The sequence below is a fragment of the Undibacterium sp. FW305-107 genome (assembly GCF_058788535.1).
Genome location: NZ_JBYTAV010000020.1, coordinates 1 through 15321, shown reverse-complemented (window position 1 = coordinate 15321; position 15321 = coordinate 1). Strand labels below are relative to the sequence as shown.

Here is a 15321-nt window from a genome sequence, read left to right as displayed (position 1 = left end):
CCCCTCAACTGTTTTTGGAGATACATCATGTCTACAGCATCTACTGCCGTCAAACTGCATGCCCCTGCCCTGTCCTTGAGAACCATACTGGCGCTCGACGCCATCACCGGTCTTGCCATGGGCTTGTTGCTGGTCGCTACTTCTGGCTTGCTGTCTGGCTTACTGGCCTTGCCGAAGGATTTTTTATTCATGGCGGGCGTCAGCCTGTTCCCCGTTGCTGCGCTGGTGGGCTTTACCAGCCGCACTGGCAGCGATAAAAAACCGCCAGCCTTGCTGGTTTGGGTCGTCATACTCGGTAACATTGGCTGGGTGATCGCCAGCATATTGACGATGGAAGTCTGGTTTGAACCCAGCGTATTGGGATTTGTTTTTGTCAGCGTGCAGGCATTGGTGGTGCTGGCATTTTCTGTGCTGGAATATCGTGGCTTGCGTAGCTAATGTCAATGAGTAATGTCAGTGAATAATGTCATTAAGGCAGAAAGAGGCAAGCCAGTCTTGCCTCTTTTCCCACAGCAAGCAAAATTATCGCAATTGCAATACACTTGAGCGCTTATGAATTCCATCTACCTTTAATTCCATCTGTATTTTGACTTTAAGCCTACGATGAAACTAGCTGCTCTCAAAAAACTCTGTGCCAGTTATGCCGGTGCCCGCGAAAGATTGCACGATGCGCCTAGCAATATACTGGTGTATAGCGTGGGCGATAAATCCTTTGCCTATTTCAAGACCAGCGAGCCTGAACGCTGGCGTTTCAGCATGAGGGTGACACCTGCGCGTTTTCTTGAGCTGACTGATATGCCGGGTGTCAAACCGGCGCGGTATATGGGGCGCTTTCATTGGGTGACCATCGTCGCTGTCGAGCAATTTCCTGAGGAGTATTTGCGGGAATTGCTGGAATATTCTTATCAGAAGGCTTTGTCTGGATTGACGAAAAAAAAGCGGGACGAGGTTCTGATGGGTGGGGATGATTGAGTTTTCAGTTTTTTTGTTATCAGCAAGGCTGAGATTGTTAGCAGCTATTTGCTATCGATACCCCTTATCCTTGTTAACATCATTCCTGCGTGCTTTTGGCAGGAATCCACCGGGCTGGCGCTCCAGTGGCATTCTCTGCATCCTGTTAGCTACATTAATTTCAGAATCGTTGTATTTAAATACCCTGATTTTAAACATCTACAAACGTCAAATACGATTGCAGGTCGGGGGTAGCCCGACAGCTACATTCTTTTCTTGACTCGCCAAGAAAAGAACGCCAAGGAAGGCGACCGAGGCGTCGCGGCCCCCTAAAGAGGGTTCCCTTTGCTGCAAGTCAAAAAATGGGAAATCCCCCAAACTCGCTCCCCTTGCAGGGCGCACAATCGCTTGCAGGCGATTGCCGTTACGCAGGCGTGCAGCATGCTGCACGAAACCCCTGCTACACCTCAAACACGGGTATTTCTTAATCCATTTTCTGCCTCGCATCAAAGGCATCGACACATCGGAACGGCAAAAATCAAAAACAACTGCCACGTCAACACGACCGGCAATCATATTGCGAACCACAGTCTTCAGTAGCCGTTGAGAAAAACTTCAAATCGTCTCCAAATCCCTCGGCAGTACTTCACTCACCGGCAAAATCACACACCGCAAAAACAATTTCGCCGCATCCTCATGCACCAGCAAGTCCTGCAAATCTGCCGGTATCTGTCCAACAAAGGCAAACCCAGACCTGGTATGCATGCCAGCTTCGCGCTCTGTCCACAGCAGTTGTATATGGCAGTCGCCCAGTATCATGCCGGGTTGTGCTTCATCTGGCAGGAAGCTGAGTTGATACTGGCCTGCTGGGATATCAGACTCCAGTTCGGTCAGTACCTGCATGCCGCCTGTGCTGAGGTTGACCAGCAGGGCAGGCAAAGCGTCTGCATGTTCGGGGGAATTGAATACCCAGACCGGGCGAATTTCATGGGTACCCAGAGGGACCAGGAAAAATTGCACGCGCTGGTGGCGACGGTTTTCAGATGGGTTCATGGCATCAGTGATCAGGTCAGGTGGAAGAAATTTCTTTCAAAGCAGCAGACAGAAATTTATTCCAGATTTATGTCATGAACATGACCAGAGCATTCGCCACGTCATGCAGTCAAGCCATCAGGCAGCCTTGGCCTCGAATATCATCGACTGGTGCGCTGCCACCCCCGCCATTGCGCCATCAGCAACCGCCATGGCGACATTGCCTGCCATGCGAGCGGCGTCACCGCAGGCAAATACGCCGGGTACGCTGGTAGCCTTGATTTCGTTGGTGCGGATGACCGTGCCCATGGGACCTTCCATCATTTCGCAAGCCAGTTGTGCTGCAAAGGGGCTGTTGATGCGGATGGTGCTCATAGTGAACAAACCATCCATTTCATATTGCCTGCCGTCCTGGAGTTCTACCGTGGCAATGCCACTGATCCTGCGCACTGGCGCTGTTTCCATGATGACGCCACGTTTTTGCAAGGCCGCCAACTGCTCAGCATCTGGCTCATAGCATTGATTGGTGAACAAAGTGACTTGCCCCCAATCTGGCAACATCATGGCGTGGTGATGTGATAGTGGCCCGGTAGCCAGTACACCGATGCGGCCATTGTCGATTTCATAGCCATGGCAATATGGACAGTGGAAAATGCTGCGGCCCCAGCGTTCTGCCAGACCATCGATCGCAGGTAATTCATCAGTAACACCCGTTGCAAGTATCAGCCGACGTGCCTGATAGGTCTGCTGTCCCTCAACTGCGACAGCAAAACCCTCGTCCTGACGCGAGACAGATGTTGCCTGCCCCTCTACCCAACTGACGGTTTTATAGGCCATCACTTGCGCCTTGCCTTCGCTGGCGATGGCGCTGGCATTTTTTCCATCCTGCCCGAGAAAACCGTGTGAATATTCAACAAAACGGTTACGGCGCTGGCCGCCATCTATCACCAGCACCTGCCTCCTGGCGCGTGCCAGTTGCATGGCTGCAGAGAGTCCTGCATAACTGCCGCCGATGATGATGGCATCAAAAATCATGTCCCTGGTAATTGTGGTCATCCTTCTTCCCCTTCTTGCTATGTGCATTAAATTTACGGCTGAATTCTGTCGCAAGATCGCCCAGCGTCACATCACCGAGGCGGGCAATGAGCAAGGCTTCTGCCTCGTCAAAGGCAGTTGCCAGTGCTTCGTTGACGACCTGCTCGACCAGGCATTCAGGCTTGTCGTTACGGTTGCCCATGGCAAATACAGTGGGTGCGCCGAGGGCGTCATAGATGTCACGCAGGGTCACCGTTTGCAAATCGCAAGAGATCACCCAGCCGCCGCCGTGGCCTTTGTCTGAACTCACATAGCCACGACTACGCAAGCCAGCCAATACCCGTCTGACCAGCACAGGATTGGTGGTCAGGTAATGCGCCAGTTCTTCAGAAGTCATAGCCCGTTGTCCATGCGCCATGTGCAATAGCACGTGGAGGATGGAGGAAAGTTTGCTGTCTCGTCTCATGTAACTAATGATAGTACATAATCAGAAAATTTGCAGGAGATTTAAAAATTCTGCAAAAAGCCAGTCCCAAAAAAAACAGGGATAGCCTGATGGACTATCCCTGTTCTTGGTTATTTGTTTTTTTTGGTCAGTGCATTGCACTTACCAAGTACGGCTCTTACTTGTCAACTTCCCTCGTCAGCATTTCCCATGAAGGCTGGGAAGTACCGTCCGTCGTAGCAGTTACCTTACCGGCAGCAAACTTCAGGTAGGTTGAGGCAGCCTTGCTGAATTCTATGGACTTCATTTTGCAGATGGCTTTTTTGGAGGCGGCATCAGCACAATAAGCACCGGCATTATCCTTGATGGTGGATGCAAAATGCTTGATCTTGAACATGTCGTCTGTGGTTTGAAAACTGTCAGCCTTGATGTCAAATTTGACGTCACAACCGCAAGATGTTTTCAAGCCTGCAGTAGCGGCCTTGACTGCCGGTTCTACTTCATTGCTCATGAAATCACGTTCAGCCTTGCCTGCGAAAGCTGTCAAAGGAAAAAGTAATATGATGGCAGCGAGTTTGGAAATTTTCATGCGTATATCCCTGTCTGGTGAATGTCTGTAAAGAGTGTTGCATTCTAAGTTTCAAGGAGGGTGTGCGCTGAAATGTTTGTAAGTAATTCCCAGAATAAAAATACGCCTCACAGTAGCTGCGGCCTGGCTTTGTCACCTGTGCTTACACTTTTGATAAAAGTGATTTCTTTCCAAACTGCTGTTCATCACCTATCATTGCTTTCTCAATTTTCGCTGCCGCCACCATTGCACGCTCCAGCGCACTGAATATATCAGGCTGACCAGTAATAAACTGCTCCAGCACATAATCGCCAGCATGCCGCCGATTTGTGGCGTCCGGCCAAAAAACACCCAAAAGAACAATGTAAAACCTGCACCGACAGCGGCCAGTATCGTGACAATGGCTTGCGGCTTTTCTTTCAAGGCCAATAGGCCGCAAGGCAAAAAGAACACCACAAAAACTGCAAGCATAGTCAGGCTGCCGTCCGTTAGTTCGCCTTTGCGCAGATCATCAAAAGCAGTCTTTACAATTTCATAGGCATATAAGGATTGATCTTTTTTCGCTTGTTGAGCATTTTCTTCGGTGCTGCTGGCTGCAGCCTCGTTGCTGCTACTGTTGGTGGCTTTATCCGGCGTAAAAGAACATGTAGACAGAGGCAAGACAAAGCACAGCAATAAAAGGACGGAAGCAATTTTCCGGATCAGGCTCAACATCATGATGGGACTTTCAGTTTAAAGAGAACCTCTGGCAAAGGTACGCAGACGCCAGCTTGATTCAACACTTGTGCTTGGCAATGTACAAAGCTGTTGCGACTTTATCAAAGTATTGCCGCTAAATATACTGGTATCACCTGTTCAGCACGTTCAGGACAGGAAAAGAATCACCAGTATTTCATCTGCTCAGATTTTTGACATTCACTTTATAACCAGGAAAACACCATGTTCATACTCAACGTCAGCTATAGCAAAAATCCATCAGAAGTAGAACCACACATCAAATCCCATGGTGTATGGGTAGGCCGTTATTTGAAGGAAGGCGTGTTCTTATTCGCAGGCCCAAAAAAGAGTGGGCTCGGTGGCGTCATCGCGGTGCAAAGCATCCCCAAAGAAAAGCTACTGCAAATACTGGCGGAAGATTCTTATGTACAAGCTGATGTTGCTGACTACCAGATCATTGATTTTGATTGCAAGGCGACGCAAGTTGCGCTGGAAGTTTTGAAGCTCGCTTAGGCTTTGAGTCCAGGACTGCCTTGATATGCGATGGCATATCAAGGGCTCTGCAAATCCCTAGTGCGACGATGATATTTTCATGAAGACCAGCCCGCAGACGATGAGTAAAACAGCGCAAACGCGCATGAAGTTCAGTTGCTCACCAAAAAATACGATGCCCAGGATGAATGCGCCAATAGCACCTATGCCAGTCCACATGGTGTAGGCTGTACCTAATGGCAGGGTGCGCATGGACAGCGCCAGCAAAGCGAAGCTGACGATCATGCCGGCGATGGTGATTACAGAGGGAATAAATTTCGTGAAACCTTCAGATTGCTTCATGGAGAAAGCCCAGACCACTTCAAACAATCCGGCCAATACCAGTAATATCCAAGCCATAGCAGCTCTCCTTTCAAAGAGCCGGGCCGTCCCGGACATTCATTCCCAAAGCGGGGAAGGTCGTTCCTCCTGGTGAAGTCCGTATGGATTCACTGAACCGGGCTATGCCGCCCGGGGACTAAATTATAGCTTAACTGCCACGGCTAGTGGATTACTGCAAATCACGGCCTGATATAAGCATAGCCTTGCTGCTGCCGCCTGATCAGTTGGGTGACGCCCGCTTCTACATAATCAAGGTTGTCAAGCATGTCTGACTTGGTGATTTTCTGGGCGCGCATGGTATTTTCGCAGATCACCACATGGGCACCCATCTTGATGACTTCATCAATACGGCTGGCTACGGGTGACTCGAATTTGAACATGTCTATACCGGGGCCATAGGCGACGATTTCTACTTCGATATTGTCCTTGCCCAGGTCTTTGATGACATTCCTGACGTTGTTCAAGGCCAGTTCCCATTTGCGGCTTTCGCCATCACTGACCTGGAAAACCACTTTGGATTTTTGTGCGGCCTGCACTTTGGCTGGTGCCTGCGCCAAGGCAGTGGCTTGCCCCAGGCAACTGAAGGCCAGCGCCAAGGCAAATGTACGGGTGTAGTGGGAAAGCTGTCTCATGTTCGCTCCTGTATTCAGATAAGTGCCAATTTATGCGGCAACAATAGCAGATTTATAGGCAAACTGATCATGAAATTTTCTGACTTATTTTTAACTTATTTCTGACTTCATACTCTCTTTACAGGTTGTAAAAAAACATTTTATAAAAGCAAGAATGTTAAAAATGGTTGCTTGAATATGCTTAACTGGATTAAAGTTGGTGTTTCCGCAAGGTAGGATGCTGCAGTACAGCAAACCGCGAATCAGACCACAAATTGCCAGTATTCGTGTCTTGTTTAAATATGTCCTGGCAGGTTTGGACATATCAGCCAGACGTGGGCATGCGCGACAAGGATGATCAACAGATTTTCAGGGTGACGTAGATGAAAAAAGTTCTCTCAATTGCTGCTTGCTGCCTGGCCGGCTTTACTGTCCAGGTTCAGGCGCAAAACAACTATAGTCTGTACGTCAGCGAAGGCACCTCAGGTGGGCTGGATGCCGCACAGGTCATAGAAAAATATACCGGGCTGGCCGAGGTCATGGGCAGGGCGCTAGGTAAAAAGGTGACTATCGTTGTGGCGCGTGAGTTTGCCCAGCTGGAAGAAGGCATGAAGGCTGGCAAGATGGACTTTGTAATTGCCCGCCCCAGCGATTATCCTGCGCGCGGTATACGTGATTACAAATATCAACTGGTATCGACATCCAAGCCTGATGGCCAGTGCCTGCTGATCGTACCGAAGGCATCGCCCTTGAAAAGCATTGCCGATGTCAAGGGCAAGCGCATTGCCTTGCCTGAGAAGATTTCTTATATGTCGAAATTCTGTACAGCAGAATTGACACACAATGGCTTCAACCTGGCGAATGAAAAAGTCCAGTATGCCAAAGAACAAGGGGCAGTCCTGTTTTACCTGGATAATCTGCTGGCCGACGTAGGTGGCATTGCTTCTTATTCAGGCGTTGCCAAGAATCTGGAAAAAACTGGCCACCGTGTCATCCATAGCAGCCAGCCCCAGCCTTATCAGCCTTTGATCGCACATCCCAAAATCACGGCTGCACAAATCCAGGCTTTGAAGAAAGAACTGGGGCAACTCGATGAAACCGAGCCAGGCAAGGTCACGCTCAAACAAGTCGGCATCAAGGAATTTGATACCGGCAATAATGAGCAACGCCTGCGTGATCTGCTGAAATGGCTGGGCTGATCAGAACGCAGGCTCTCAATCAATGCATCAATTGAGATGTGATGCAGCCTGGGTCAGCGGATCATAAATTGAGGGAACTGGCGCTTTTACCTGTTCCCCTGCATCCAGCATCATCAACTTTTGCGCACGCAAGTAAGGGCTGGGTACGGCTCTTTCGACCACGATATTCCAGCGTTTCAAATAATTGGTGACTGAGCGTATGTGCATCTTTACGCCCAGTTGCTTGTTAATGAGCTCAGCAACGGCAGGACGTGTCCATTCGGCAAAGTCCATTTGTAACTGACATGGTTTGTTGTCGCGTATCATTTGCTGTACCTGTTGCTCTTGCTCGCTGCTCATGGCGCGTCCTTCGCCTGAACGGCGGCCACGGCGGTGTGGCAATATGGCATCTGCCCCCTGCTCTTGATAACGGGCAATAATAAGGCAGACCGCAGTATAGCTCAGGCCCAGTTCACGTGCGATCTGCACCTTTCGGGCACCACGCTGGTGGGCACGCACGACTTGGCGGCGGCGTTCATACTGTTCCAGCGCACTGAGGCTTCTGGCATCTTCTTTTTTGACAGCAGGTGCAAATACTTGCATGGGCAGTGGCATATTCATACTGAGATCCTTAATGTCGAAATACTCAACGAAGAGATGCAGTGAATATAGGCGATTTACAGCTTTATGTGCCCTATACTAAAGTATGAATACAGTACTTCCAGGGTGGTTTTACTGAGATTAAAATTCAGACAATCCCAAATCCCAAGCTAACGTCCGGCATACTGGCAAGACAGGATTGCCGCCCGTCCGGCTGACGCCACCAGGTCTGGCGGGGTCAGCAACATGGCCATGAATAAAAACCCGGCACAAAGTATCAGCACGCGCATGACGCCTCCCTCACACAGCCCGGCCAGCCGGAAAAACCGCCCTGACCTGTGCCAGCCCCTGCCAACGCCAGCGCAATACCGCTGCAGTCGCAACAGCAACCAGGCTACAGAGCAACCACACCGGCAGGGCAGGAACCAGTTTATGCATGCCAAGCATGGCCGCGCCAATTAAAACCGGTATTGCCAATGCCACCAGCAGCGCGGTTTGATAGCTGGACTTTATCTGCGCATAGTTAGTCAGGCTCAACACGCAGACCGGCAAGAGGCTGAAGGAAATGATCCAGGCCACGTCACGCATATACTCTGAAGCGGGTGACAAATACGCGATTCCCACGATAATCGATAGTGACACCAGCCACAAGCTTAAATACTGGCGCAACACGAATCGCAGCATCAACTTGCTGTGCTCATGTATGGATGGCAGCTTGGGTGCCAGTAGCAGCAAGCCCTGCTCTTCCTTGCGCTGATAGACACAGGTGCGCACCAGGGCGGCATAGATAGGCGGCAGCATGATGAAAGATACCATAGCAGCAAAATATGCCAGAGAATTACTGACATCTCCATTCTTTTGCGAGCCATGCACAAAGAATACAAAGTACATGCCCAGACCTGCACTCATGACGACAACCGGGATAAAGTTGCTCAACCAAAAAACCTGAGAGCCTATGGAAAATGGCATCAGTTGACTGACTTTGTCCGGTACTGCATGAACCCTGCGCATGCAAAGTCGCAGCAAAAGATGATATGGGTTGAGGAATTTCAACGTGTACTGGCTCATGCCGGCTTCTTCGCCCTGCATATGTTTTTTTAACATGGCAAAACTCTCGTCACGCTTGAAGTGCTGATCACCACGCAAGGCGAACACCCAGTGCAATACCAATGCAGTCAAGGCAAAACCGGCGGCGACAAACGGAACTGGCAGGTTCCAGTCTGCCTGTACTGAGATACTGACTTTATTACTGAGCAACATCGGCGCCTGCGCCATCAATACGACCAGAATGATGATCCATGTACTGCGCATGGAGGCAATATAGATCAAGAGGCAAAGCACGCCAAAAAACCAGCCCTGAAAAAACTTTCCCTGCATGTGCATACCCAAAGACAGGGAGAAGGCTATGGGCATCAGCAATATGGGAATTGCCAGCGCAAGTTGCATATGACGTTTCATTTGCGGCACCAGCGCGGCATAGGCCGGCGTGTATTGCAAGGCGACGCTAGGTACCAGCAAGATAAACCAGGACAGCAGCAACAGGCCCAGTGCGCCGCCAACGCCTAGCACCAATGCCAGCATGACTGATTGCCAGTCTGGCTTTTGGGCTTGTGCAAACAATACTGCTACCACCGGCGCCAACGCAAACAAGCCCAGCATGATGTACAAGGTTTTTAAACTGGCAGTGTTGATGCGTGCATATACTGGCTGCATCCACACTGAAATAATGGCTTTCATATTGGTCTTTCTTAAGCTGTTGAGAGGACGAACTGTGGCTTCGTTCAACACGACATGTCTCAGTTCGTCATTTCTATGAACATATCTTCCAGACTTAGCTTATCCATACGGACGTCCTGACGGTTCTGCAATGCGAGCAATTGTGTCTGGCTGAATTGCGCCAGCAACTTGCCCTCACCGTTCGCAGTACCAGACTGACGCAGGATTTTTGCAGGCTGCAACTGCCGCAATACCGTTGATGTTGCACAGATGCGCACCGTGTTATCCATCATGTCATCGAGAGATTGCTGATGCACGATTTGCCCATTGCTGAGGAAGGCGACATCCATAGCCACCCGCTCAAGGTCAGACAGGATGTGGGTAGAGAAAACGATCGTGGTCTGCTTTTCGATGACGCGGTCTATCAATTCCCGTAAAAACTCACGACGACCGGCAGGATCAAGACTGGATACCGGCTCATCAAGTATCAACAATTCAGGATCATGCGCTAGTGCGCGGATGATGGACAGACGCTGCTTTTGCCCGACTGAGAGTTTGCTGATGACCTTGTCGTAGGGCAGCTCCCAGGCTTGCATGAGCGACTGTACCTTGGTTTCATTCCAGCGTGGATAAAGTAGCTGGAAGTAGGCCAGCAACTGCCTTGCTGTCAGCCATTCAAACAGATCACTGCGTTGTGGTACGTAGGCGATCCTGGTCTTGGTATCGCTACTCAGTTGCGCTGCGGATTCGCCATATAACTGCATGGTACCGGCATCGACATCACGCAAACCCAGCAGGCATTCAATCAGAGTGGATTTGCCTGCACCATTGCGCCCCAACAGACCGACGATACTGCCAGGCATAATTTGCCAGTCCAGATTTTTCAAGACAGCTTGCCCGCTGAAGGATTTACTCAATCCCTGGATTTGCACGGGTGCGTTTAACTGAGCTTGCATGCTTATTTTCCTTTAAGAATACTGGTCAAGAGTGTGATGACTGCCTTGGAATCCAATTCCAGCTGGCTGGCCTCAAGGGCGATGCGCTCAAGACTGGGGCGTAACAATTCCAGTCTGGATGCCAGATCAGAATTGCCACTGGCCCGGGTCCCCACTTCCATACCCAGGCCACGGCGGCGCACCAGCAAGCCCTCGGCTTCAAGCATGCTGTAAGCCTTGGATACGGTCATGGGGTTGACACCAAGCTCGCTGGCGACATCGCGCACAGACGGCATGGCATCGCCTGCAGTAATTTGCCCACCCGCTTGCAAACGCCGCAATTGTTCTATCAACTGGCGGTAAATAGGTTCACTACTTCCAGTCGCCACCTGGAATATTTCTGCGCCTAACTGGCGCGGCTTAATGTTTGTCATGCCTGGCGTCATGTTTCATGCTCCATGTTCCGGCCTCTCATCGTGTTTAAACGAATACCTGAACGCCTCCATCGTCAGGATGAATGCGTTGTGGCAGCTTCGCATGGGGTGAATGATTAATACAGCAACCTCATGTGTATTAATATAGTAATACACTGGTTTTGCAAATTCAAGCAATTTTCAAAAAGATGCTGGCAGATTTGTCGCATGCTGCAATCCGGCGTAGAAAACTATGGAGAGCGAGAGACAAAAAAAACGCCAGCAAAGCTGGCGTTTTAAATACTGCAGGCAGGGATCAGGATTGCTGTCCGCCCCGGTGATGCTTTTCTTTATGCAATCAGATTACCAGTGCCAATAGTACCGACAGTGCCCGTCAATTGCACAAAGAAGTCAGTATTATCAAACTGGCTGGTATCTGAACCGGTGTTCTGGAACAGGTAAGTACCAGTTGCTGTCCCTGTCTGTATCGTGATCAGGTAAGACTGGCCAGTGTTATTGAGTACGACCGATAAACCAGCAGTGATGGTAGCGAGGTAGTTAGATGTATCGGCATTACCGATGATGTAGGAACCCACACTCGCTGCATTGACACCAGTCTTGAAATAATCCGTACCGGTCGCATTGAAATTACCCACCACATCGATCTGCGTCTTGTTCGACATATTGGCACCGGTTTCTATCAGGGTTTCCGAGCCGGAACCAGCAGCCTGCAAGTTAATGGTATCGACAGCAGCACCACCTGTGATGGTGGTCGCCGCTGAACTGGAGCCCAGCAGGTTCAGCGTCTGGCCACCACTACCCAGGGTAATGGTGTTGTCGCCAGTACTCTTGGTATAGTTCAGCGTCACGCCTGCACCATTAAGATTAGTGAGGCTGGCTGTGCCCGTGCTGCCTGCCACATTGACGATTTCGATAGCGGCCACCTTGGTGCTCAAATCGATATTCTGGGTTGTGGTAGCACCGATATTGAGTGTATCTGTACTATTGCCACCATCTACCGTGGTCAGGAAGTTGACGATCTGGTTGGCCGTGAAATTGAAGGTATCGGCACCTGTACCACCTATGACGCTGACCGCCACATTGGCCGAGGTGAAATTGTTGGTGCCATTGGCCAGGTTGTACTTTTCTATCGTGCTGATGGCATTGAAAGTACCAGCCGTCGTCAGGTTCAATGTCTCGGTACCTGATGCGTTGACGGTGCCGGTAAATTGCGACATCTGGGCTATGGTTGCCGTGATGTTGGCATTATTGGTCACCGTCAGATTTTCAAAGCCTGTGATTGTGGCATTGCTGATATCCGGTGTTGACGAGAAGAACGCCAGGCTATCTGTGCCAGTACCGCCAGTATAAGTGCCAAGGATGGTAACGCCATTGAGGGCCATACTATTATTACCGTTGCCTAAAGACGCCGTACTGGAAACAGTAGCATTGATAGTGACGTTGTCGTTACCAGCACCGCCAGTGTAATTAACACCCGCCGTGGCAGAGTTCATGTTGACGGTATTGGTACCGGTGGTACTGCCTTTGACAGTAGCCGTGCCTGTCAGGGCGCTGGCAGTCCAGGTAAAGCCACCCAGGGTAATGCCACTGGCATCAACTGTCGTCAACGAGGTGCTGGAGGAAGACAGGGTCAGGCCTGCATTGCCACTCACATTAAAGGTTTTGACCGAGTTACCCAGCCAGGTCATGTTGTCATTGAAAAGACCTGTGGGCGTGGCCTGGGTATCGTTGACACTGATATTGACAGTTTCGACACCAGATGCAGTAATACCTGCGGTGGCAAAGGCGACAGCGGAAGTACTGCCGTCAGTCAGCGACAGGTTGACGATATCATTGACACCACCCACAAACGCGGCATTGGAGATGGTAAAGGACGTGCCCGCACCATTCAGTGTGACATTGCCATTGCTGGGCAAGTTGCTCAATGTCAGTCCATTCGCGCCAGAGAAAGTAACGTCACTATAGTTACCCAGAGTCTGCAAGTCTATGGTCTGGCTGGTAGCGCTGGTGAGGCGCAATTTCTCAAAACCGGTGACATTGGCCGCAAAAGTACCCGAGCCGGAAGCTGTTGCAGCATAGGCTGCTGTCAGCACGATGGTGTCGGTGCCCAGGCCACCGCTGACAACGATAGGCAGCAAGGCAGTATTGGGGATGAAGGTATCATCGCCAGAGCCGCCATTGATGGTAGTGAAGCCCGCTGACGTGTTGTAGGTGATGGTATTGGTGCCATTTGCCAGGTTCAGGACCTTGATGTTGCTTATGGTGCCACCTGTGCTGCCGTTATTGATGGTGACAGTACCAGCAGTGGTCAGGGTCAGTACATCAGTGTCTGCAGCATTACCGGCGATGGTTGTACCATTGAGGTTGGGAATGGTGGACATGAAGATGTCATTCGCACCAGAGGTGCCATTGAAGGTGCCCCCCGTAGTCACTGCAACCGCATTGGCAATGCCAAAATCGCTGGCAACGATACTACCTACCGTGCCACCCAATTTGACGATAAAGTCGCTGGCATCAACTGCCCCTACACTGCCGCCAGAATTCTGGAAGACATAAGTTCCTGCTGCTGTACCACTGTTGACGACGATGGTATAAGCCTGGCCTGTATTTGCCAGACTCGCACCCGCCGCAGTTGCTGCTGTAGCAATCGCTGCTGCCAGACTGCTGCTGTCGGCATTGGCAATGCTCAGGTTATACAGCGAAGTAGGCAAGACACCAGTAGCAAAAATGTCTGCACCTGCTGCCTTGAAGTTATTGACGGTATCCATGGCATTGATGGTCGAGCCAGCCGCGATGGCATCCGCACCAGTTGCTGTCGTGGACAAATTAATGACATCCGCACCAGAACCGCCAGTGATGGTAGTGCGCCCTGTGCCTGTACCCAGGATATTGAGAGTCTGACCGCCTGAACCCAGGGTGATGTTGTTGATGTCATTAGCAGCAGACCTGGTGAAGTTCAGGGTGACGCCTGCGCCATTCTCATTCGTTACTGTCCAGGTCGCAGTTGTGCCGCCTGTGACATTTACGGTTTCTACATTACTGACTTTGGTAGACATGTCCAAAGCTGCTGTGACAGCACCAACGTTAAGAGTATCGCTACCCAGGCCGCCGTTAATGGCTGTGGAAGCAGCGATAATGGCCGAACTGGCATTGATAGTGTCATTGCCCGTACCACCGGTCACAGAAACCAGGCCTGTTGCCGCGGTAAAGGTATTGCTGCCATTGGCAAGTACATAGTTTTCCACATTCGCATTTGCTGTGATCGTGCCTGCTGTCGTGAGATTGACTGTTTCTGTCCCTGCGGCAGTGAAGGTGGTAAAGCCAGCAAACTGTGCTGCTGTCATGGTGACAGACGCGTTATTGTTGATATTGGCGGTTTCAAAACCACTGACATTGGCCGCGCTGATATTGCTGCCATTGAACAGGTACAAGGTATCAGATGTGCCCGAGCCAGCCACAAAGGTGCCGGTATAGGTTTTGCCTTCCATGACCAGGGTATTGGTGCCTGCCCCCAGATTGACATTGCCGGCCAGCATGGAGTTGCCACTATTCGCCAGATCAACATAATCATTACCTGAGCCACCATTGACGGTGGTAATGCCAGAATTCGCTACCGAGAAGAAAACAACACTGCCAGCGCTACCGTCCATCGTCAGTGTCTTGATATTGGTGATGGTATTACCACTGCCAATATTGACCGTACCACCACCAGAGATGGTGATAGTGTCAGAGTCACCATTGTTACCATTGACGGTAGTACCGACCAGGGCAGCCACATTGCCGGTGAAATTTTCATTCAGACCGGCAGTGCCATTGAATATCCCGCCTGCAGTCAAGGCAGTACCATTGGCAGCCTGACCATTGCCATTCGATGGGCTGGTGCCTATCGTACCGGAGATCACGCTAGCCCCACCCGACACCACAATCGCATTGGAAGTAGTGGAGTTATTAACATTCCCGCCTGTCGCATTGGAAGACGAAGTCACGTCATACACCAACGTACCACCCGTGATGGCGATAAACGACAGGTCAATATTGTTCACACCCGCCACGTCATCGACGATCGTCAACTGATGCGGACCTGCACCACTGAAGGTCAATACCGGACCAGACAGGTTCAATGCCGCACGAGCAGCAATTAATGCGGCGTACTGGGAAGCAGTAATCACAACCGCAGAGTTCGCAGTGATGTTTTCGATGTTGGACAGTTGTGCACCGGCCAGGTT

Annotated in this window: 16 protein-coding genes; 4 read left to right on the top strand and 12 right to left on the bottom strand. The window is 50.7% G+C overall.

Annotated features, from left to right (window positions below; all coding sequences use genetic code 11):
* The first annotated feature begins 27 nt into the window (after positions 1 to 27).
* Together AC3WQT_RS28015 and AC3WQT_RS28010 are read left to right on the top strand one after the other, a co-directional pair.
* Positions 28 to 438 carry a hypothetical protein gene (locus AC3WQT_RS28015; protein ID WP_492709173.1) on the top strand — a complete coding sequence of 137 codons (411 nt, stop codon included), beginning with the start codon at positions 28 to 30 and terminating at the stop codon, positions 436 to 438.
* Positions 439 to 603: 165 nt separating this feature from the next.
* Positions 604 to 972 (top strand): MmcQ/YjbR family DNA-binding protein, encoded by a 369-nt coding sequence (locus AC3WQT_RS28010; protein ID WP_492709172.1) that lies wholly within the window; start codon positions 604 to 606, stop codon positions 970 to 972.
* A 594-nt stretch (positions 973 to 1566) separates the two neighbouring features.
* Here AC3WQT_RS28010 and AC3WQT_RS28005 read toward each other — a convergent pair.
* The 5 genes from AC3WQT_RS28005 to AC3WQT_RS27985 form a co-directional block, all read right to left on the bottom strand.
* Positions 1567 to 2004 carry a PilZ domain-containing protein gene (locus AC3WQT_RS28005; protein ID WP_492709170.1) on the bottom strand — a complete coding sequence of 146 codons (438 nt, stop codon included), beginning with the start codon at positions 2002 to 2004 and terminating at the stop codon, positions 1567 to 1569.
* Positions 2005 to 2121: 117 nt separating this feature from the next.
* Positions 2122 to 3039, bottom strand: coding sequence for an NAD(P)/FAD-dependent oxidoreductase (locus AC3WQT_RS28000; RefSeq protein ID WP_492709168.1), 918 nt, complete (start codon positions 3037 to 3039; stop codon positions 2122 to 2124).
* Positions 3008 to 3484 (bottom strand): Rrf2 family transcriptional regulator, encoded by a 477-nt coding sequence (locus AC3WQT_RS27995; RefSeq protein WP_492709166.1) that lies wholly within the window; start codon positions 3482 to 3484, stop codon positions 3008 to 3010. Before AC3WQT_RS27995 ends, AC3WQT_RS28000 begins: the two co-directional genes overlap by 32 nt.
* Before the next feature lie 157 nt (positions 3485 to 3641).
* A complete protein-coding gene (locus tag AC3WQT_RS27990; RefSeq protein WP_492709164.1) occupies positions 3642 to 4052 on the bottom strand; it encodes a hypothetical protein in 411 nt (136 codons plus the stop codon).
* 192 nt (positions 4053 to 4244) lie between these two features.
* The gene (locus AC3WQT_RS27985) at positions 4245 to 4748 is read right to left on the bottom strand and encodes a hypothetical protein (RefSeq protein WP_492709163.1); all 504 of its coding nucleotides are present in this window, start codon (positions 4746 to 4748) and stop codon (positions 4245 to 4247) included.
* Positions 4749 to 4970: 222 nt separating this feature from the next.
* On the opposite strand from AC3WQT_RS27985, the gene AC3WQT_RS27980 reads away from it, so the two are divergent.
* Positions 4971 to 5261: a YciI family protein gene (locus tag AC3WQT_RS27980; protein ID WP_492709161.1), complete on the top strand. Its 291-nt coding sequence runs from the start codon at positions 4971 to 4973 to the stop codon at positions 5259 to 5261.
* 57 nt (positions 5262 to 5318) lie between these two features.
* On the opposite strand, the gene sugE is transcribed toward AC3WQT_RS27980, so the two are convergent.
* Together sugE and AC3WQT_RS27970 are read right to left on the bottom strand one after the other, a co-directional pair.
* Positions 5319 to 5639 (bottom strand): quaternary ammonium compound efflux SMR transporter SugE, encoded by a 321-nt coding sequence (gene sugE, locus AC3WQT_RS27975; protein WP_492709159.1) that lies wholly within the window; start codon positions 5637 to 5639, stop codon positions 5319 to 5321.
* A gap of 161 nt (positions 5640 to 5800) precedes the next feature.
* A complete protein-coding gene (locus AC3WQT_RS27970; protein WP_492709157.1) occupies positions 5801 to 6253 on the bottom strand; it encodes a DsrE family protein in 453 nt (150 codons plus the stop codon).
* Positions 6254 to 6615: 362 nt separating this feature from the next.
* Between AC3WQT_RS27970 and AC3WQT_RS27965 the strand changes: the two genes are divergently transcribed.
* Positions 6616 to 7431, top strand: coding sequence for a phosphate/phosphite/phosphonate ABC transporter substrate-binding protein (locus AC3WQT_RS27965; protein ID WP_492709155.1), 816 nt, complete (start codon positions 6616 to 6618; stop codon positions 7429 to 7431).
* Positions 7432 to 7458: 27 nt separating this feature from the next.
* Here AC3WQT_RS27965 and AC3WQT_RS27960 read toward each other — a convergent pair whose 3' ends face one another.
* The 5 genes from AC3WQT_RS27960 to AC3WQT_RS27940 all read right to left on the bottom strand — a co-directional run.
* On the bottom strand, positions 7459 to 8031 hold the full coding sequence (locus AC3WQT_RS27960) for a helix-turn-helix domain-containing protein (protein WP_492709153.1): 573 nt from the start codon (positions 8029 to 8031) through the stop codon (positions 7459 to 7461).
* Positions 8032 to 8310: 279 nt separating this feature from the next.
* Positions 8311 to 9747, bottom strand: coding sequence for a hypothetical protein (locus tag AC3WQT_RS27955; RefSeq protein ID WP_492709151.1), 1437 nt, complete (start codon positions 9745 to 9747; stop codon positions 8311 to 8313).
* 59 nt (positions 9748 to 9806) lie between these two features.
* Positions 9807 to 10682, bottom strand: coding sequence for an ABC transporter ATP-binding protein (locus AC3WQT_RS27950; protein ID WP_492709149.1), 876 nt, complete (start codon positions 10680 to 10682; stop codon positions 9807 to 9809).
* A gap of 2 nt (positions 10683 to 10684) precedes the next feature.
* Positions 10685 to 11095, bottom strand: coding sequence for a GntR family transcriptional regulator (locus tag AC3WQT_RS27945; protein WP_492709147.1), 411 nt, complete (start codon positions 11093 to 11095; stop codon positions 10685 to 10687).
* Between the two features lie 329 nt (positions 11096 to 11424).
* Positions 11425 to 15321 (bottom strand): beta strand repeat-containing protein (locus AC3WQT_RS27940; protein ID WP_492709145.1); only part of this gene is annotated, 3897 nt, incomplete at its 5' end.